The 18,881-nt window shown below is 73.5% G+C and carries 14 protein-coding genes and 1 pseudogene; 10 read left to right on the top strand and 5 right to left on the bottom strand.

All coding sequences use genetic code 11. The annotated features are described in order from the left end of the window. The first annotated feature begins 34 nt into the window (after positions 1–34). The 3 genes and pseudogenes from OHQ87_RS17955 to OHQ87_RS17945 all read left to right on the top strand — a co-directional run bounded on the left by OHQ87_RS17955 (position 35) and on the right by OHQ87_RS17945 (position 3,247). Positions 35–1,003: an acetyltransferase gene (locus OHQ87_RS17955; protein ID WP_328339300.1), complete on the top strand. Its 969-nt coding sequence runs from the start codon at positions 35–37 to the stop codon at positions 1,001–1,003. A gap of 142 nt (positions 1,004–1,145) precedes the next feature. Further along, positions 1,146–1,469 (top strand): annotated as a pseudogene (locus tag OHQ87_RS17950) (ArsR/SmtB family transcription factor); the annotation flags it as partial. A gap of 113 nt (positions 1,470–1,582) precedes the next feature. Then, positions 1,583–3,247, top strand: coding sequence for a SulP family inorganic anion transporter (locus tag OHQ87_RS17945; protein WP_328339298.1), 1,665 nt, complete (start codon positions 1,583–1,585; stop codon positions 3,245–3,247). Positions 3,248–3,335: 88 nt separating this feature from the next. Here the strand turns inward: OHQ87_RS17945 and OHQ87_RS17940 are convergent, their stop codons facing one another. Continuing rightward, positions 3,336–3,809 carry a DUF2690 domain-containing protein gene (locus OHQ87_RS17940; RefSeq protein WP_328339296.1) on the bottom strand — a complete coding sequence of 158 codons (474 nt, stop codon included), beginning with the start codon at positions 3,807–3,809 and terminating at the stop codon, positions 3,336–3,338. Between the two features lie 140 nt (positions 3,810–3,949). Here OHQ87_RS17940 and OHQ87_RS17935 point away from each other — a divergent pair, with 140 nt between their 5' ends. Further along, a complete protein-coding gene (locus OHQ87_RS17935) occupies positions 3,950–4,990 on the top strand; it encodes a helix-turn-helix domain-containing protein (protein ID WP_328339294.1) in 1,041 nt (346 codons plus the stop codon). 24 nt (positions 4,991–5,014) lie between these two features. Here the strand turns inward: OHQ87_RS17935 and OHQ87_RS17930 are convergent, their stop codons facing one another. From OHQ87_RS17930 to OHQ87_RS17920, 3 genes are all read right to left on the bottom strand, one after another. Continuing rightward, positions 5,015–6,412, bottom strand: coding sequence for a stress response protein (locus tag OHQ87_RS17930; protein ID WP_328339292.1), 1,398 nt, complete (start codon positions 6,410–6,412; stop codon positions 5,015–5,017). 290 nt (positions 6,413–6,702) lie between these two features. Then, a complete protein-coding gene (locus OHQ87_RS17925; protein ID WP_328339290.1) occupies positions 6,703–6,897 on the bottom strand; it encodes a DUF397 domain-containing protein in 195 nt (64 codons plus the stop codon). After that, the gene (locus OHQ87_RS17920; RefSeq protein WP_328339288.1) at positions 6,890–7,771 is read right to left on the bottom strand and encodes a helix-turn-helix domain-containing protein; all 882 of its coding nucleotides are present in this window, start codon (positions 7,769–7,771) and stop codon (positions 6,890–6,892) included. Before OHQ87_RS17920 ends, OHQ87_RS17925 begins: the two co-directional genes overlap by 8 nt. A 263-nt stretch (positions 7,772–8,034) precedes the next feature. On the opposite strand from OHQ87_RS17920, the gene OHQ87_RS17915 reads away from it, so the two are divergent. Together OHQ87_RS17915 and OHQ87_RS17910 are read left to right on the top strand one after the other, a co-directional pair. After that, complete coding sequence (locus tag OHQ87_RS17915) at positions 8,035–8,286, top strand: hypothetical protein (protein ID WP_328339286.1); 252 nt, start codon at positions 8,035–8,037, stop codon at positions 8,284–8,286. Between the two features lie 104 nt (positions 8,287–8,390). Next, a complete protein-coding gene (locus tag OHQ87_RS17910; RefSeq protein WP_328339284.1) occupies positions 8,391–10,142 on the top strand; it encodes a hypothetical protein in 1,752 nt (583 codons plus the stop codon). Positions 10,143–10,268: 126 nt separating this feature from the next. Here OHQ87_RS17910 and ilvD read toward each other — a convergent pair whose 3' ends face one another. After that, positions 10,269–12,116: a dihydroxy-acid dehydratase gene (gene ilvD, locus OHQ87_RS17905; protein ID WP_328339282.1), complete on the bottom strand. Its 1,848-nt coding sequence runs from the start codon at positions 12,114–12,116 to the stop codon at positions 10,269–10,271. 110 nt (positions 12,117–12,226) lie between these two features. On the opposite strand from ilvD, the gene OHQ87_RS17900 reads away from it, so the two are divergent. The 4 genes from OHQ87_RS17900 (at position 12,227) to ilvC (ending at position 18,420) form a co-directional block, all read left to right on the top strand. Continuing rightward, positions 12,227–14,626 carry a putative bifunctional diguanylate cyclase/phosphodiesterase gene (locus OHQ87_RS17900; protein WP_328339280.1) on the top strand — a complete coding sequence of 800 codons (2,400 nt, stop codon included), beginning with the start codon at positions 12,227–12,229 and terminating at the stop codon, positions 14,624–14,626. Between the two features lie 238 nt (positions 14,627–14,864). Beyond that, positions 14,865–16,751: an acetolactate synthase large subunit gene (locus OHQ87_RS17895; RefSeq protein WP_328339278.1), complete on the top strand. Its 1,887-nt coding sequence runs from the start codon at positions 14,865–14,867 to the stop codon at positions 16,749–16,751. Positions 16,752–16,817: 66 nt separating this feature from the next. Continuing rightward, the gene (gene ilvN / locus OHQ87_RS17890) at positions 16,818–17,333 is read left to right on the top strand and encodes an acetolactate synthase small subunit (protein WP_067307043.1); all 516 of its coding nucleotides are present in this window, start codon (positions 16,818–16,820) and stop codon (positions 17,331–17,333) included. A gap of 73 nt (positions 17,334–17,406) precedes the next feature. Further along, entirely contained in the window at positions 17,407–18,420 is a 1,014-nt protein-coding gene (gene ilvC, locus OHQ87_RS17885) for a ketol-acid reductoisomerase (RefSeq protein WP_328339272.1), read from the top strand. Positions 18,421–18,881: the final 461 nt, after the last annotated feature.

Below are 18,881 nucleotides of genomic sequence, written 5' to 3'. Positions count from 1 at the left end.
CTGACCGGGGCGTTCGCCTTCCGGAGGATTCCCCATGACCGACCTGGTCATCCGCCCGCTCGTCGCGGGCGAGGAAGATCTGTTCGACTCCATGCCCGACCCGCTGCCCCAACTGCGCAAGATCGGTTACGCCGACGGCGTCGCCGGAGGTGGCTACCGTCCCGAACGCACCTGGGTCGCCCTCCGGGGCGGTCGGGTGGTCGGCCGGGCCGCGTGGCTCCTGCCGCCCGGAGCCGCCGGCGCACCCTGGCTGGAACGCTTCGACCTGACCGCCGAGCCGGAGGTGGGTGCCGCACTGCTGCGTACGGCCCACGAGGCGCTCGGCGGCCCGCACCGGTACTACGCCGGCCTGCCCGCGCACTGGCGGCGTCGGCCGGAGGTGCTCGCCGTGGTCCGGGCGCCGCTGGCGGCGGCCCGGCTCGCCGGGCTGGTCGAGCGCGGTGAGCGGCTCCGGTGCTCGTGGGCGGGCACACCGCTGCCGGCCGGCTCCGGGCGCTACACCTTCCGCCCGGCCACCGACGCCGGGGAGATCGACGCCCTCGTCGCCCGGATCGCCGAGCCGGACGTGCTGACCGGCCGCGAGATCGCGCAGGCGGTGGCCGGGGTGGACCTGGCCAGAGACCCACTGGCCTGGTTGACCGGCCCGGCCGCGAACTGGCGGATCGCCGTGGCCGCCGGGGAGCCGGTGGGGCTTGCCGGGCCGACCGGGGACGCCTGTTTCCCGCTGCTTGGCTACCTCGGTGTGCTGGACGGGGCGGTGCGCGGCGAGTTGCTGGCCGACTCGGTCGCGGCGCTGGCCGCCGACGGTGCCCGGGAGGTGGTGGCCGACGTGGACGCCCACCGGGTGACGGTGGTCGCGGAGCTGGAACGCACCGGTTTCCGGCAGTTGCGCTCGCGGCTGCTCTTCGAGCCCGCCGACGGTGCGCCGACTGCCTCGACCCGCGACCAGGGCGAGGCCGCGCCGACCTTCGCGGCCCCGACCCGTCGACCCGGCTCCGACTGACCCGCGCGGTGTGCCCCCGGCAGGTATGCCGGGGGCACACCGCCCGATTCGGGTAGCGAAGCGAGAGTCACGAACCATGCGACTGGTGAGTTGAAGAGTTTTGCAAGTGGTAAAGTCTTCATGACTTGATCGGGAGGGTGCCATGTCGGTTCCGCTTTACCAGGCCAAGGCGGAGCTGTTCCGCACCCTCGGGCACCCGGTGCGGATCCGGGTGCTCGAACTGCTCCAGGACGGCCCGAAGCCGGTCCGTGACCTGCTCGCCGTGATCGAGGTCGAGCCGTCCAACCTCTCCCAACAGCTCGCCGTGCTGCGCCGGGCCGGCATGGTCACCTCGTACCGGGACGGCCCGCTGGTCATGTACTCGCTGAGCACCCCCGACGTGGCCGACCTGCTGGCCGCCGGCCGACGCATCCTCGGCACCGTCCTCACCGACCGCGACGCCCTCCTCGACGAACTCCGCGCCGCCCCCGATCCGGCCGCCAGCACTGCACCCACCGTCGGTGGTCCGCCCGGCACCGGCGGGGCCGGGCGCACGCCTCGTACCCCCGCCACGAACGGCTCGCCGACCCGGCCGGGCCGGTGAGCGCCGTCGCCGTCGCCGACCGGTTCCTCGGCCTGCTGCCCGACCGCGCCGACTGGCAGGCGGTACGCCGTTCACCCCGGCGGGACCTGGTCGCCGGGCTGACCGTGGCGGTGGTGGCCCTGCCGCTCGCCCTCGCCTTCGGCGTCACCTCCGGGCTGGGGGCCGGGGCCGGGCTGGTCACCGCGGTGGTCGCCGGGGCGGTGGCGGCCGTCTTCGGCGGCTCCCACCTCCAGGTCTCCGGCCCCACCGGGGCGATGACGGTGGTGCTGGTGCCGGTGGTGCAGCAGTTCGGCCCGACCGGGGTGCTGATGGTCGGCGCGCTGGCCGGGCTGCTGCTGATCGCCCTCGCCCTGGCCCGCCTCGGCCGCTACGTCCGCTACCTGCCCACCCCCGTCATCGAGGGCTTCACCGCCGGCATCGCCGTGGTCATCGCCCTGCAACAGCTACCCGCCGCGCTCGGCGTGACCGATGCGCACGGCGACCGGGTCTGGGCCGTCGCCGCCGACGCGGTCGCCCGGTTCGTCGTACACCCCCGGCCGGTGGCGCTGGCGGTGGCCCTCGCGGTGGCGGCGCTGATGCTGCTCGGTGCGCGCTGGCGGCCCGGCGTACCGTTCTCGCTGCTCGGGGTGGCCGCCGCCACCGTGCTCGCCGAAGCCGTCCCGGTCGACCTGGTCCGGATCGGCGCCCTGCCGCAGGGGCTGCCCGCGCCGTCGCTGGGCTTCCTCGACCCCGGCGCGGTCGGCGTGCTGCTGCCGTCGGCGCTGGCGGTGGCCGCGCTCGCCGCGCTGGAGAGCCTGCTGTCGGCCACCGTCGCCGACGGGATGACGGTCGGCCAACGGCACGACCCGGACCGGGAACTGTTCGGTCAGGGCCTGGCCAACCTCGCCGCACCGCTGTTCGGCGGCATCCCGGCCACCGCCGCGATCGCCCGCACGGCGGTCAACGTCCGCGCCGGGGCGGCCTCGAAACTGGCAGCGCTCACCCACGCGGTGGCGCTCGCCGCGATCGTGCTCGCCGCCGCCCCGCTGGTCGGCCGGATTCCGCTCGCCGCGCTCGCCGGGGTGCTGCTCGCCACCACGGTACGGATGGTCGAGGCCGGTTCGCTCTGGGCGCTGGCCCGCGCCACCCGGGGCGACGCGCTGGTGCTGGTGCTCACCTTCGCCGTCACCGTGGCCTGGGACCTGGTCACCGCCGTGGCTGTCGGGGTGGCCGTGGCGGTGGTGATCGCGCTGCGCGCGGTGGCCCGCAGCGCCCGGCTGGAACAGGTCCCGCTCGACCGGGGTGAGCACAGCGCCGAGGAGCACGCCCTGCTGGCCGAGCACATCGTGGCCTACCGGCTGGACGGCCCGCTGTTCTTCGCCGCCGCGCACACCTTCCTGCTGGAACTCTCCGACGTGGCCGACGTCCGGGTGGTCATCCTGCGGATGTCCCGGGTGTCGGCGCTGGATGCCACCGGCGCGCACGTGCTCGGCGACGCGATCCGGCGGCTGCGCGGCCGGGGGATCACCGTGCTGCTCTCCGGCATCACTCCCGACCACGACCAGGTGCTCGCGACCCTCGGGGTGGCCGACGAACTGCGCCGCGAGGGGCTGGTCTTCGCCGACACCCCGGCGGCCATCGCCCACGCCCGGGAACTGCTGCGCGGCACCGTCACCACCTGACGCCGGCCGGCCGGCGCGCGCGGCGGTGGGCGGCCTCGTCGCCCACCGCCGCCCCGTCGTCGCTCCGGCCGCCCCGGAGCCGCTCCGGTCAGGCGCAGAGCGGCGTGCTGGTGTACGTGGTGCCGCCGTAGACGACCTCGCCGACCGCGCAGATCGTCGAGTTGTCGCCGTAGAGCTGGTCGCCGTAGTACTGGGCGCCGGTGCCGCCGTACCACGGGGTCGACTTGCGCGGGCTGTCCCGGTAGGCGGTGACCTTGACGGCGCTCGGGGTCACCCGGTTGTTGATCCGGCCCCAGTTGGTGCCGCAGGTGGGGCTGTACCGCAGCTCCACCACGGCCAACGTGGTTGCGCCCTTCACGATGTACGCCGGCTGGCTGGTCGCGTTGCGGGCGTCGGCCGAGCAGCCGGTGTTGCTCGGGTCGGTGCCGTCGCAGCCGGTGGTGGTGCAGCCGACGGCGCTCGCCGGGCTCGCCACGAGCAGGCTCGCGGCGACCAGGGTGCCGGCGGCCACGCTGGCCAACGTCCGGTGGACAGCCCTCGACGTTCGGGGTGCGGCGGTCATCGTTCCTCCGGTGTGGATGGTCGACTTCCGGAGGCGGAAGTCGTCTTCCCATCTCTACCTTCCGTCGACGGTCGTCTCTACGCTGTGTGGCGTTGGACAATCAATAGCCGGCGCTGGTCAATCAATCCGAGGAGTCACGGATGGCCCGGACGGAGCGGCCTCTCGATCCCGACGCCGACGCGGTGCAGGCGTTCGCCGCCGACCTGCGCAGCCTGCGGGAGCGGGCCGGCCGGCCCACCTACCAGGCGTTGGCCCGGCGGGCCCACCGGTCGTCCAGCTCGTTGTCGGAGGCGGCCGGCGGCCGGAAACTCCCCACCCTGGACACCACCCTGGCGTACGTCCGGGCGCTCGGCGGCGACGAGTCGGCCTGGGCCGATCGCTGGCGTCAGGTCGCCGCGAGCGTGCCCGGGGCGACGACCGACCTGCCCGACCCCGTTCCGCCCGCTACCGGCTCTCCGCCTGTCGCCGGTCCCTCGCCCGGTGTCGAGCCGCCACCCGTTGCCGGCCACTCGCCCGGTGCCGGCCCGTTGCCCGGTGCCGGGCGCCTGCCGGCGATTGCCGCTGCGGCGGCCGGCGGGGCGGAACCGTCGCCCCCGGTGCGGGCCGGCCGCTCCCACCGCCGGCTGCTGCTCCCCGCCGCCGGTGCCGGCCTGCTCGTGGTGCTCGCCGTCGGCCTGGCCTCGGCCGGCTGGCGCGCCGTCGACCGGCCGCAGCCCCCGTCCTCTCCGCTCACCGGACCGGCCGACGCCACCGACCCGGCACCCGCCAAGCTGGTGCACGACGGGGCGGACCCGAAGGACGCCGGCTGCGCGGCCGATCCCGCCGTCGCCACAGTGGACAGCGCGGCGGTGCTGGTGGACGAACGGGTGATCGGCATGGTGGAACTGCGCTACTCGCCCACCTGCGGGGCGAGCTGGCCCCGGTTCATGCCGGCCCCGGCGGGCACCCCGACGGTGCCCCGGCCGGCCCGGGTGGTGCTCACCGTGACCGACGGCGACACCCCGGCCCGCAGCCGCGACTTCACCATCGACTACGCAGGCATCTCGGCCTACGGCAACCTGCTCACCAGCACCCGTACCTGCGTCTGGGCGCAGGTACGGATCGCCGGGGCGGGGTGGGTGTCGCCGCCGGCCCGGACCGGCTGCTACCGGGGCGCCACCCAGGTCCGCCCGATCCCCTGAGTCCGTCACCGGCACCCGTCCCGGTCACTCCTTCGACTGGCTGACGCCCGCACCGTGCGCTGACCCGGTGGGCGGGGTGTCGAACTCCGGGCTGTCCTGGGACGAGATGGCGGTGGAGACCAGACTGGCGGCCACCGGCTGCACGGGGGTCACCTCGTCGGGCATCCGGAGCCGTGGGGGCGCGGGCATCCACGGCTTCAGGTTCTGGATGATCTGCTCGTAGAAGTCGTCGATCGCCTTCAGCACGGAGTCGATGAACGCACCCCGTCCGCTGCCGCGCTTGGTGCCCGCCGTGGTGCTCTGGGCGACCCGGAAGGCGCGCAGTTCACGGGACGGATCGGTGATCAGCGTGGTGGGCTCATCGCGGACCCGGCGCAGGAGGTCCGTGGCTCCGCCGCCCCGGGCATGCATGGCGAACGCCTCGATCCGTACGGTGTCCGGCGCGTCCTTCAGTTGGCGGACCAACCAGTTCACCCTCGTCGTCGGCCGACCGGAGCGGGGGGCGTCCACGTCGACATGGCAGACGATCCGCCCGGCCCGCAGGTCGGCCGTGACCTGAAGCGCGCCGACCGCACCGGGAATCCTGATGCTGCCGGTCAGGGCTCCGGTGCTGACGAGCTGGTTCACCAGCGACTGGGTGCGACCGGCCGGCTCGGCGAGATCCCGGCGACTCAGCGCCGGGGTGACCTCGGTGCCCAACTGCCGGCCGAGACGCAGGCAGGCGTAGCGGATCAGCGCGTCGAAGCGACCGGCCACCTCCGCCGCGCCGCTGTCGTTGGCCCGTAGGGTCCCGGCGGACACCCCGTCGCGCACCTGCACCCACGCCGGCCCCATGTCGCTGAACTCCAGCGCACCGGAGCGGGGGTGCTCCAGGTACCTGATCAGCTCGCCGAGGACCCACGCCTGATCCGGGTCGGCGACGCCGCGGTACTCCTTCTGGATCACCGCCTGGGTCAGGATCTCCGACCAGGGCAGGTGGTACAGGGCGACCTTGCGCAGCTTGCGGCGGTCGACGGCGGTCGGGTGCTGACCCGGCACGGGCGCGATCTCGTTGGAGATCGTGACGAGGGCGTCGAAGCCCTGTTCCCGGGCGATGTCGAGGTACGCCTCCAACTGCTCGGTCCGCAGCGTGTTGCCGCCGGTCTTCACCTCGACCAGGGCGGTCCACTGGCGCTGCCCCCGGGTGACGCGGATCAGTCCGTCGGGGAAGAGTTGCTGGGTGCCGAGCTTGAAGGGCACCTCGATGAAGGTCTGCACCGTTCCGGCCGGCGCACCGAGGGACTGGGTCAGGACGCGGCCGAACTCCCGTACCGCGCTCATCACCGCCAGCAGGGCGGAGGTCGCCCGGCGTTCCTGTTCCTCTGCGCCGTTGATGCCTGAGGTGGGGATCAGGCGGGCGGCGAGCCAGGTCTCCTCGGACATGCGATGACTCCTCGTGCAGGCGGTGGTACGAGAAGTTACTCGGCGAACCGGGGAGAAACCGGCGCGACTGTTGGCGCGAACGAACCGAAGAAGCTGCCGGGTCGGACGTCAGCCGATCCGCCCGGCCGGCTGCGACAGTCAGACGGAGCTGTCGACATCATCGCTTTGGTCCAATGACGACACTTCTGTCCGGTAGCCGACTGCGGTCGGCCAGCCGAGCAGGTGGGAATCCCGATCCACTGACGGCAGGCGGGTGCGGCGGCTTCGATGCCCGCCGCACCCGCCTGCCGTCAGTGCGTGCGCCTGACCTGGCCGGTGAAGGTGGCCCAGGCGGCCGGGGTGAAAGTGAGGGCGGGGCCGGCCGGGTCCTTGCTGTCGCGCACGGCGACGATGCCGGGCAGGTTGTCGGCGACCTCGACGCAGTCGCCACCGTTGCTGCCGCTGCGGGTGCTCTTGCGCCAGTGGGCACCGGTCAGGTCAGCCATGGTGGACCTCCGTGACGATCTTGTTGATCAGGTGCCTTGATTGTCCTTCATCGAGGGCGAGCTGATCCAGGCTCGTCCACACCTTCTCGTAGGCGGCGAACTCGTCCGGCCGGTCGAGGTAGAGCGCCCCGGTCCAGGACTCGCTGTAGACCACCGGAGGGTCCGGTGTCGCCCGGTTGCCGAGGGGAAACTCCAGCATGACGAAGGTTCCGGCCTCGACGCCCCGGTGCAGGCCGACCGAGAGCGGCAGGACCCGGATGCTGACCCGGCCTCGCTCGCCGACGTCGAGCAGGTGGTGCAGTTGTTCGGCCATCGTCGGGCGGTCGCCCACGATCCGCAGCAGCGCCCCCTCGGAGATGACGGCCTCCACCCGGGGCGCCACCGGCAGCCGGCGGGTCAGCAGGGACTGCCGCTGAAGCCGCACCTGGACCAGTTGCTCGCGCTCGTCCTCGGTCACCTCCGCGCGGTGCTGGTAGACGGCGAGCGCATAGCCGCGCGTCTGGAACAGCCCTGGAATCAACGCTTCGTCGTATCGCCGGATGTGCGAAGCGGCGGATTCGAGGCCGACGTACAGCTCGAACCAGTCGGGAATGGCGTCGCCGTACGCGTGCCACCAACCCTTCGCCTTCGTCTCGCCGGCCAGCGCGACCAGCGCCCGGGTCGGCTCGTTCTTCGCCCGGTACAGCTCGCACATGGCGCGCACGTCGACGCTGCGCGCAGAGCCGAGCCCGCTCTCGATGCGCCACACCTTCTGCCGGCTGCACTCCAGCGCCTCGGCGGCGGCGTCCAGCGTGATCCCGGCCTCGGTGCGCAGGTCACGCAGTGCCCTGCCGAGCCGGCGACGGGGCACAGTCGATCCCATGTCCTCGGCCATCCGGCCGCCTTTCCCCGTTGCGTTTTGCAACATCTCGACGCTCCGTTCTGGAACGCCGAATGTTGCCGACGATTAGCGGAACAGTGTGCGGGGACATCCATTGAGATAGCGCCTCCGACCTTACAAGATGGCGTTGTCAAAGGCGATGGTCGTGAATTTCCACGGCCCATTAATTGCCGCATCGAATGGTCGTCGAGGAGGTGCGCCGTGCGCGCGATTCCCCATCAGGTCCGCCCCACCGGCACCCACCTAGCGATCCGCCGGTGAGCGGGCGCTGGGTGGCGCACCTGCCGTTCACCGCCGCCGACCTGCCCGCCGCCCACCGGTTCGCTGCGGCGCTGGCCCGGTCGGTGACGTTCCTGTCGCAGGTGGACGCCGGTGAGACGACCGTCTCGGCCGAGGACGAGCAGGGCGTACGCCGTCGGGTCTTCTGCGACCTGCCGCTGGCCGGGGGGCCGCGCTGCGTGCGCCGCGTCGACCACGACGGGCCCTGCACGGCCCGGCCGCCCCGGTGACCGGCGCGCCCAGCGTCGCCTGCCCGGACTGCGACGGCACTTCCACAGCTGCCTGCCACCGCTGCGGGCGGCGGGGGCGGCGACGCGCACAGCTCGTGCTGACCGTGGCCAACCTCGACACCGGTGCGGTCGCGTCCCACGAGGTGCTGCCCGCCGGCCCCGCCCCCCATCCCCGGCCGGCGGGCGGCTGGGCGGTCGACCTGACTCCCCGGGTACGCGAGCTGGCCGTCGAAGCCGGCGTCGCCGCCCCCGTGGACCCGATGGTCGTACCGATGCCGACGGCCTGGCGGCCCGACCTGCCGGCGGTCGAGCGGCAGGAGTTGGCGGCGCGGGCCCTCGCGGTGGCGGCCCGGCCGGCGTGGCGGGTGTGGGTGGGCCGGTCGACCGCCCCGCCCCCGGTCGACCCGGCGCAGCGGCTGGGCCGGCTGTGCGCGCTGGCCGACCTGCTCCTGCTCGACCTGGTCCTGGAGGCCCGCCGGCACGGCGACACCCTGCGCTGGGCCGTCCGGTACGAGGTGCCCGGCTCCCCGGTGCCCGGCCTGCCAACGGAGCCGGGCTTCGCCGACCTGACGGCGGCCCTCGCCGGCACCGACGTGGCCGGCGCGCTGACCGGGCTCGGCGAGCGCGGCCGGGACGCCCCCGCCCGGCTGCTCCGCCCCGACCCGCTCCGGCCGCTGATCCCGGCGGCGGCGAACGTGGCGCGGGTCGCCCGGCGGGTGCGCGCCGACTGCGCGGGCCGGGCGGGCGGCGGCCGGCTGCCCGGCGCGCTGGCCGTGTGGCGGGACGGCCGCTGGTGGCACACCGGCCTGCGTCCCGGCGAGCCCGCACCCGACCTGGTCGGGCAGCCCACCGGCCTGCGTCGCAGCCGGTCGCACCGGCCCCACGGCATACCCCGTAGCCGGACGCCCCTGCGCCGGGCCGTCGAGCCGCCGGACCCGCCGTGGCTCGGTGAGCCGGTGCCGGCGCGGCCCTGCCCGGCCTGCCGCCCCGCCAGGCGCCGGGTGGCCTCCGCGCTGCCCTGCGCCACCTGCGCCGGCACCGGCCGGGTGCACCAGGCCGCCCTGGTCACCCTGACCGACCTGCGGGGCCGGGTGGTACACCTCGCGTGGCGGGCCGGGGTGGCAGAGCCCGTGTCGGCGGTCAGTGTCAGCCCCGGCGGCCGGTCGGTGGTCCGGCTCCCCGACCGCTACCGGCTGGGTGCCTGGGCGGCCGTGTTCGGCGTGAGCCCGGAGGACCTCGCCGAGGCCGACGGCGGCCACACCCTCCCGCCGGACGTGCGCGACGGCTACGTCGCCCTGCCGTGGGCCGGCGCGGACCCGGTGGGGGAGCAGGTGGCCGCCGTCGGCCCGGCGCTGCCCGCCGCGCGCCTGCTGGTCACCGCCGTTCGCCCCGACGCGCCGCCGCTGGCCGAGCTACTCCGGCTCGCCTGCGGCCTGGACCTGGCGCTGATCGTGAACGTGCTGGACCTACGGCGGCACCCGGTCGCGCCGATGCGGGCGCACGGGGTGCTCTGGTCGGTCGGCCTGCGCCCGCCGGACGCCCCGGTGCGCCCCGACGACCTGCCGGACCGGCCCAGCCTCGCGGCGGCCGTGGCGCACTGCATGGAGTGTCTCGACGTCACCTTGCCGGAGACCGTGCCGGCCGATCCCCGGATGTCCGTCCCGGTGCCACGGTCGGCGTCCCGCCCGCTGCCGCCCGACCCGGTGCCGGGGCTGCGGCGGCTGGCCGCCCGGCACGCCGGCCGCCCGCTCAGCGTCCGGTTCACCCGGACCGGCAGCGCCGTCCACCGCCACGACGACGACGGCGCCCACCTGATCGCCGAGGGCGACGACCTGCCCGATCGCCGATTGACGTGACATACGGGGGAACCTAGGTGGTCGTTGATCCACTCGTCGGGGGCGAGATAGCGGTGTCCCGGTCGTGGGATACCGCTAACCCCGCCGACCTGGAGACGATCACCTCACCCGGCCGGCCCCCCCCGGTCACTCGGGGACGCGACGGTACGCGCCGTCGCTGGCCGAGGTCGCCATCGAGGCGTACGCGCGCAGGGCGGCGGACACCGGGCGCTGCCGGTCGAGCGGGGTGTACGGCCGGTCCCGCTTCTCCTGCGCCACCCGGCGGGCTTCGAGCACGTCGTCCGGCACGTTCAGCTCGATCGACCGGGCCGGGATGTCGATGACGATCTCGTCGCCCGGCTCGACCAGCGCGATCAGCCCGCCGGAGGCCGCCTCGGGGGAGGCGTGCCCGATGGACAGCCCGGAGGTGCCGCCGGAGAACCGGCCGTCGGTGAGCAGCGCACAGGACCGGCCCAGCCCGCGCCCCTTGAGGAACGAGGTGGGGTAGAGCATCTCCTGCATGCCGGGGCCGCCCTTCGGGCCCTCGTAGCGGATCACCACGACGTCGCCGGCGACGATCTCCTTGGCGAGGATCGCCGAGACCGCGTCGTCCTGCGACTCGTAGACCTTGGCCGGGCCCCGGAAGGTCAGGCACTCCTCGGGCACCCCGGCGGTCTTGACCACGCAGCCCTCGGGCGCGAGGTTGCCGTGCAGGATGGCCAGCCCACCATCTTCGGTGTAGGCGTGCGCGCGGTCCCGCACGCAGCCCTCGGCGGCGTCGGTGTCCAGGGTGGACCAGCGGTTGGTGGTCGAGAACGGCTCGGTGGTACGCACCCCGCCGGGCGCGGCGTGGAACAGCTCGACCGCTTCCGGCTTCGGTGAGCCGCCCCGGACGTCCCAGTCGGTGAGCCACTGGGCCAGCGAGGGGGAGTGCACCGCGTGCACGTCGCGGTGCAGCAGGCCGGCGCGGTCCAGCTCACCGAGGATGGCCGGGATGCCGCCGGCCCGGTGCACGTCCTCCATGTGGTAGTTCGGCGAGTTCGGGGCGACCTTGGCCAGGCAGGGCACCCGGCGGGAGACGGCGTCGATGTCGGCGACGGTGAAGTCCAGCTCGGCCTCGCGGGCGGCGGCGAGCAGGTGCAGGATCGTGTTGGTCGACCCGCCCATCGCCACGTCGAGGGCGACCGCGTTGTCGAACGCCTTGCGGTTGGCGACGGTGCGGGGCAGCACGGAGGCGTCGTCGGCGTCGTACCAACGCTTGGCGATCTCGACGACGGTGCGGCCGGCCTCGACGAAGAGCGACCGGCGCGCGGCGTGGGTGGCAAGCGTCGAGCCGTTGCCGGGCAGCGCCAGGCCGATCGCCTCGGTGAGGCAGTTCATCGAGTTGGCGGTGAACATGCCGGAGCAGGAGCCGCAGGTCGGGCAGGCGGAACGCTCGATCTCGCCGAGCTGGTCGTCGGTGACCGCCTCGTTGGAGGAGGCGATCATCGCGTCGATCAGGTCGATCTTGGAGTGCACCACGCCCTCGATCGCCACCGTCTTGCCGGCCTCCATCGGGCCGCCGGAGACGAAGACGGTCGGGATGTTCAGCCGCAACGCGGCCAGCAGCATCCCCGGGGTGATCTTGTCGCAGTTGGAGATGCAGACCAGGGCGTCCGCGCAGTGCGCGTTGACCATGTATTCCACCGCGTCGGCGATCAGCTCCCGGCTGGGCAGCGAGTAGAGCATCCCGCCGTGGCCCATGGCGATGCCGTCGTCCACGGCGATGGTGTTGAACTCGCGCCCCACCCCGCCGGCCTCGGCCACCGCGTCCGCGACCAGGCCACCCATGTCCTTGAGGTGGACGTGGCCGGGGACGAACTGGGTGAAACTGTTCGCGATGGCGACGATCGGCTTGCCGAAGTCGTCGTCGGTCATCCCGGTGGCCCGCCAGAGGGCCCGGGCGCCGGCCATCGTCCGACCGTGGGTGGAGGTCCTCGACCGCAGCTCAGGCATGGGTACCAGTCTTACACCGTCCGGCGGGTAGCCCCCACCGCGCACGCCGTGTCCCAACAGTTGCACACCCGGTACCCCGTGGCCGGTACCGATCCGGCACAGTTGGGGTCGTGCGTTTACCCCCGGGCATGGTCGCCGTGGCGGTGTTGAGCGGCCTGCTCGCCGCCGCCGCCACCGCACTGCTGGCCGACTCGGCGCGGCGGCGCGGCGGTCCGCACCGCCAGGCGCACCTGCTGTTCGCCCTGGCCGCCGCCGTCGCCCTGGTCACCATGGTCGCCGGGACCGTCGCGCTGCTCGGCGCGAGCGAGCACGGGGCGCACCAGCGTGGTCAGCGGATGGGCTGGGCGTCGCTGATCTCGATCGGCACCGCGCTGAGCGGGCTGACGTTCTGCGCCGGGCTGCTCCGACTGCCCGGGGCGATGGTGGCCCGGGCAGCCGCCGCGCGGCTGCTGCTCGACGGGCTGGTCGTGGCCACCGCGATCTGGTTCGTCGGCTGGGTGCTCTTCTCGGAACCCACCCGGCTGCTCGGGGTGGAGACGCCGAGCGCCTGCCCGGCCATCCTGCTCGCCTCGGTCACCGCGGCGCTCACCGCCGGCCTCACCGGGATCGTGGTGGCACGCGCCGACGGCCCCCGGGCCCGGCTGGCCGTGCTGGGTGTCGGCATCACCGCCACCGCCACCGGTGGCCTCGGGGTGGCCGCCGGGGTCTGCCAGGGTGACTCGGCGATGGCGATGGCCGGTATGGCGCTGCTCGCCGTGGGCCTGCTCGCCGGGGCGCTCGCCGTGCACCGGGTGGACGCTCCCGGCCAGGTCGACATCGACCTGATCCGGCGCGACGGCGAGTACGCCTTCATCCCGATGTTCGCGATGGCCGCCTCGGCGATGTACCACCTCGCGCAGGGCGGCCGGTTCGACGCGCTGGGCATCGTCGCCGGCAGCCTGGAGGGGTTCGCGCTGGTCACCCGGCAGTACCTCACCCTCAACGACGTCCGCCGCTATGCCGCCCGGCTGGCCGAGCGGGAGGCGCACTTCCGGGAACTGGCGCACACCGATCCGCTGACCGCCCTGGCCAACCGGCGTGGCCTGCTGCGGGAGATGCAGCGTTGCGCCTCCGAGGGGGCCGACTGCGTACTGCTCGGGCTCGACCTGGACGGCTTCAAGAACGTCAACGACATGCGCGGCCACGACGTCGGTGACATGGTGCTGGCCGAGGTGGGCCGGCGGCTGCGGAGCAACCTGCGCCCCGGTGACCTGGCCGCCCGGCTCGGTGGGGACGAGTTCGCGGTGCTGATGCGGGGCCGTCCGGCCGAGGCGGACGTGGTGGCCGAACGGCTGCTGGGGGTGCTCGGTCGGCCGTACGACCAGGCCGGTGGGGCGGTCTTCCTGTCGGTCAGCATCGGGGTGGCCGGGCAGGGTGGCGACTCGGACGTGGTCGGCCTGCTGCGCCACGCCGACCTTGCCCTGCGCTACGCCAAGCAGCGCGGCAAGAACCGGATCGAGCGCTACGACGGCAGCTACGACCAACTGCTGACCCGGCGGACCCGGTTGGAGCACGAGATGCGCGGCGCGATCGAGCGCGGGGAACTGCGGCTGGCGTTCCAGCCGGTGGCCTCGCTGCCCTCGGTCCGGCCGGTGGGCGCCGAGGCGCTGCTCCGCTGGCACCACCCCGAGCTGGGCAACATCCGGCCGGACGAGTTCATCCCGCTGGCCGAGGAGTGCGGGATGATCGCCAAGCTGGGGGCCTGGGTGCTGCACCAGGCGTGCTGGCAGTTGTCCCGTTGGCTCGCCGACGGCCACGACGTCTGGGTGTCGGTCAACGTCTCCCCGCGCGAGCTGCACGCCCCGGAGTACGTGGTGCAGGTGGCCGAGGCGTTGCGCGCCCACCACGTACCGCCGCAGCGGCTGGTGCTGGAGGTCACCGAGCACGCCGTCGCGACCGACCTGGACGAGCTGATCCGCCGGCTGACAGCCCTGCGGCTGACCGGCGTACGGATCGCGCTGGACGACTTCGGCGCGGGCTACTCGTCGCTGGGTCAGCTGCGTCGGCTGCCTATCGACATCCTCAAGATCGACCACAGTCTGGTCGCCGAGCACGAGCCGGTCCGCCCGGTGGGCCGGGACGGACCGGCCTTCGCCCCGATGGTCGACATCGTCATGCGGCTGGGCCACCAGCTCGGCATGGAGGTGATCGCCGAGGGGGTCACCACCCCGACGGAGCTGGCCGCGGTGGTCGCCGCCGGTTGCCGGTTCGGCCAGGGCGCGCTCTTCGGCTGGGGGGTGCCGGCCGAGCACCTGGAGGCGATGCTGGAGGCGGCCACCTCGCCGGGGGCCCGACCGGCCTCCGCCCCGCCGGCCCCGCCCGCCGCGCCGCCCCGACCGGCCCCGTCGCCGCTGCTGCCCCGACTGCGGTCCCACCCGCCGGTGCCCGCCCCTCCTCCCGCCCGGGAGGAGTCCGCGCAGGCAGGGCCGGTCGACGAGGCCCCCACGGGGGACGGGGTCCCCCGTTCGTGAACCAACATGTGGGATCAGTTGACTCATCGCGTGAGATGCGTCAGGCTTGGCCCATGTCGTCGAACCGGTCGCTGCGAGTACTTACCTGAGCGCACTCTCCCGCTGTCGAGAGTGCGCTGGCCCCGTGCATCTGCACGAGGGCCGTTTTTGTTGCCGTCGGAACCCCGGGGCGCGTGATCGCCTCTGTCGCACCTGTCGTAGCAGCTCCACCCAACTCCAGCCGAAGGCCTGAACCGCCATGACGAGACCCACGCCAGAGACCCTCGCCCACTCCGCCCGGCGGGCCCGCACGGTCACCGAACCGACCGTCGACGCCGACCCCGCCACCCCGTCGCGAGCCACCGCCGCTGCCGCCACCCCGGCCGTACGGCCGTCCGGGCCGGTCCCGGTCTCCGGCGCCGGTTCGCTTGTGCGGTCCCTCGAGGCGCTCGGCGTCGACGTCGTCTTCGGCATCCCCGGCGGGGCGATCCTGCCCGCCTACGACCCGCTCTACGACTCCTCGGTGCGGCACATCCTGGTCCGGCACGAGCAGGGCGCGGGTCACGCCGCCACCGGGTACGCGCAGGCCACCGGCCGGGTCGGTGTCTGCATGGCCACCTCCGGGCCGGGCGCGACGAACCTGGTCACCCCGATCGCCGACGCCTACATGGACTCCGTCCCGATCGTCGCGATCACCGGCCAGGTGGCCCGCCCGTCGATCGGCACCGACGCCTTCCAGGAGGCGGACATCCAGGGCATCACCCTGCCGATCACCAAGCACAACTTCCTGGTGCAGACCGCCGAGGAGATCCCGCAGGTGCTCGCCGAGGCGTTCCACCTGGCCTCGACCGGTCGTCCCGGGCCGGTGCTGGTGGACATCCCCAAGGACATCCTCCAGGCCGCGACCACCTTCTCCTGGCCACCCACCCTGGACCTCCCCGGCTACCGGCCGACCCTGCACCCGCACGGCAAGCAGATCCGGGAGGCGGCCCGGCTGATGGGCGGTGCCCGCCGGCCGGTGCTCTACGTCGGTGGCGGGGTGCTCAAGGCAGGCGCCACCGAGTCGCTGCGCCAGCTCGCCGAGCTGACCGGCATCCCGGTGGTGACCACCCTGATGGCGCTCGGCGCGTTCCCCGACTCGCACCGTCAGCACCTGGGCATGCCCGGCATGCACGGCACCGTCGCCGCGGTCTACGGCCTGCAGAAGGCCGACCTGATCGTGGCGCTGGGGGCCCGGTTCGACGACCGGGTGACAGGCAAGCTGGATTCGTTCGCCCCGGACGCCACGGTGGTGCACGCCGACATCGACCCGGCCGAGATCGGCAAGAACCGGCACGCCGACGTCCCGATCGTGGGTGACGCCAAGCACGTCATCGACGAGCTGATCGTGGCGGTGACGGCCGAGCAGAAGGCCGGCCACCGGGCCGACCTGGGTGACTGGTGGACCCAGCTCGACGACCTGCGCGACCGGTACCCGCTGGGCTACGACGAGCCCGCCGACGGCACCCTCTCCCCGCAGTACGTGATCAAGCGGCTGGGCGAGATCGCCGGCCCGGACGCGATCTACGTGGCGGGGGTCGGCCAGCACCAGATGTGGGCCAGCCAGTTCATCTCGTACGAGAAGCCGGGCACCTGGCTCAACTCCGGCGGCCTCGGCACCATGGGGTACGCCGTCCCGGCGGCGATGGGCGCCAAGGTCGGTCGGCCGGACACGGTGGTCTGGGCGGTGGACGGCGACGGCTGCTTCCAGATGACCAACCAGGAGCTGGCCACCTGCGCGCTGGAGGGTATCCCGGTCAAGATCGCCGTGATCAACAACGGCAACCTGGGCATGGTCCGGCAGTGGCAGACCCTGTTCTACGAGGGGCGCTACTCCAACACCGAGCTGGGCACCCACAAGCACCGCATCCCGGATTTCGTCAAGCTGGCCGAGGCGCTCGGCTGCATCGGACTGCGCTGCGAGAACGCCGGCGACGTCGACAAGACGATCGAGGCGGCGATGGCCATCACCGACGCCCCCGTCGTGATCGACTTCGTGGTCGGCAAGGACGCGATGGTCTGGCCCATGGTCGCCGCCGGCACCAGCAACGACGAGATCATGTTCGCCCGGGGCGTCCGCCCGACGTTCGACGAGGACGACCTCTGACATGAGTGCCCGATTCCCGGTGACCGTGCGCTGGCACGGCCCGACCGAGCGAAGCGAGACGGTGGCATGACCCTGCACACCCTGTCCGTGCTGGTGGAGAACAAGCCGGGTGTCCTGGCCCGGGTCTCCGGCCTGTTCTCCCGGCGCGGGTTCAACATCGACAGCCTGGCCGTCGGCGAGACCGAGAACCCCGACGTCTCCCGGATCACCATCGTGGTCAACGCCGACTCGTCGCCGCTGGAACAGGTCACCAAGCAGCTCAACAAGCTGGTCAACGTACTCAAGATCGTTGAACTGGACCCGCAGGTCTCGGTGGCGCGGGAGCTGCTGCTGGTCAAGGTCCGCGCGGACCGTACCGCCCGCGCGCAGGTGCTGGAGACGGTCGCCCTGTTCCGGGCCCGGGTGGTCGACGTCGCGCCGGACACCCTCACCGTCGAGGCCACCGGCACCCCCGACAAGCTCGACGCGCTGCTGCGCGACCTGGAGCCGTTCGGGATCAAGGAAATGGTCCAGTCCGGCACGGTGGCGATCGGGCGCGGCTCGCGATCGATCACCGCCGGCCCCGCGCTGCGCGCCGCCTGACCGCGCGCCGCCCACCCGCCACCGCACACAGTCCACGACGGTCCGACGAGACCGCCGTACGAAAGGGAAGTCAATGAGCGTTGAGGTGTACTACGACGACGACGCCGACCTGGGCCTGATCCAGGGTCGTAAGGTCGCCGTGATCGGGTACGGCAGCCAGGGCCACGCCCACGCGTTGTCGCTGCGCGACTCCGGTGTCGACGTGGTGATCGGTCTGCCGGCCGGATCCAAGAGCCGGCCGAAGGCCGAGGAGCAGGGCCTGCGGGTGCTCACCCCGGCCGAGGCGTCGGCCGAGGCCGACGTGATCATGATCCTGGCGCCGGACACCGCCCAGCGGACCATCTACACCGAGTCGATCGCCCCCAACCTCGCCCCCGGCAAGGCCATCTTCTTCGGTCACGGCTTCAACATCCGGTACGGGCTGATCACCCCGCCGGCCGACGTGGACGTGGCGATGGTCGCCCCGAAGGGCCCCGGCCACCTGGTCCGCCGCCAGTACGTCGACGGCAAGGGCGTGCCCTGCCTGGTCGCCGTCGAGCAGGACGCCAGCGGCAACGCCTTCCCGCTCGCCCTGGCGTACGCCAAGGGCATCGGCGGCACCCGGGCCGGCGCCATCAAGACCACCTTCACCGAGGAGACCGAGACCGACCTCTTCGGTGAGCAGGCGGTGCTCTGCGGCGGCGCGGCGGCCCTGGTGCAGACCGGGTTCGAGGTGCTCACCGAGGCCGGCTACGCCCCCGAGGTGGCCTACTTCGAGTGCCTGCACGAGCTGAAGCTCATCGTCGACCTGATGTACGAGGGCGGCATCGCCCGGATGCGCTACAGCATCTCCGACACCGCCGAGTACGGCGACCTGTCCCGTGGTCCGCGGGTCGTCGACTCCCGGGTCAAGGACGAGATGCGCAAGATCCTCGGCGAGATCCAGTCCGGCGAGTTCGCCCGCGAGTGGGTGGCCGAGGACGACGCCGGCCGGCCGAACTTCGCCAAGTGGCGGGCCGAGGGTGCGGCGCACCCGATCGAGGAGACCGGCCAGAAGCTGCGCTCCATGATGAGCTGGGTGGACCGCCCGCTCACCGAGACCGCCTGACCGGCGGCGCGCTGAGAGCCGACTGGCCGGCGGCGCGCTGAGAGGCTGCTCGACCGGCGGCACCCGATGGGAGACCGGTTGGCTGGCGGCGCGCGCTGAGCCTCTGCGGTCCTGCGTGGTCGCCGATTGCGCCGGGCGTGTCGCGGCAGGCCGATGTCATGGAGTTAAGCGGTATGCCTGGCAGGCATAAATATGACTGCCAGGCATACCGCTTTCTGGATAACTCACTCCGGGGCGACTCGACCGGCCCGCCCCGCCGCCCCGCGCCGCGCCGCCCCGCCGCGCCGCTTGCCGCCCCGCTCGTCGCCGCCCCGCTCGCCGCCGCGCCGCGCCGCCTGCTGCCGCGCCGCCCCGCCTGCTGCCGCGGGTGGTCGCCGAGGCGATGGTGGCGCTGCTGCCCGCCGGGCCTCACCCGGTTCCGTCGTGCGTCGTGCCGGGCTCACCTGGCGGGATGGGGTGAT

The organism is Micromonospora sp. NBC_00421, from assembly GCF_036017915.1.
Taxonomy (GTDB): Bacteria; Actinomycetota; Actinomycetes; order Mycobacteriales; family Micromonosporaceae; genus Micromonospora.
Note: the sequence above shows the minus strand (reverse complement) of the source record. Positions and strands in the feature narration are given on the sequence as shown.

Bases quoted from the DNA above. Each gene is read 5' to 3' on its own strand.
- OHQ87_RS17955 (WP_328339300.1), top strand. From the start codon at position 35: ATGACCGACCTGGTCATCCGCCCGCTCGTCGCGGGCGAGGAAGATCTG.
- OHQ87_RS17940 (WP_328339296.1), bottom strand. From the start codon at position 3,809: ATGACCGCCGCACCCCGAACGTCGAGGGCTGTCCACCGGACGTTGGCC.
- OHQ87_RS17935 (WP_328339294.1), top strand. From the start codon at position 3,950: ATGGCCCGGACGGAGCGGCCTCTCGATCCCGACGCCGACGCGGTGCAG.
- OHQ87_RS17930 (WP_328339292.1), bottom strand. From the start codon at position 6,412: ATGTCCGAGGAGACCTGGCTCGCCGCCCGCCTGATCCCCACCTCAGGC.
- OHQ87_RS17925 (WP_328339290.1), bottom strand. From the start codon at position 6,897: ATGGCTGACCTGACCGGTGCCCACTGGCGCAAGAGCACCCGCAGCGGC.
- OHQ87_RS17920 (WP_328339288.1), bottom strand. From the start codon at position 7,771: ATGGCCGAGGACATGGGATCGACTGTGCCCCGTCGCCGGCTCGGCAGG.
- ilvD (WP_328339282.1), bottom strand. From the start codon at position 12,116: ATGCCTGAGCTGCGGTCGAGGACCTCCACCCACGGTCGGACGATGGCC.
- OHQ87_RS17895 (WP_328339278.1), top strand. From the start codon at position 14,865: ATGACGAGACCCACGCCAGAGACCCTCGCCCACTCCGCCCGGCGGGCC.
- ilvN (WP_067307043.1), top strand. From the start codon at position 16,818: ATGACCCTGCACACCCTGTCCGTGCTGGTGGAGAACAAGCCGGGTGTC.
- ilvC (WP_328339272.1), top strand. From the start codon at position 17,407: ATGAGCGTTGAGGTGTACTACGACGACGACGCCGACCTGGGCCTGATC.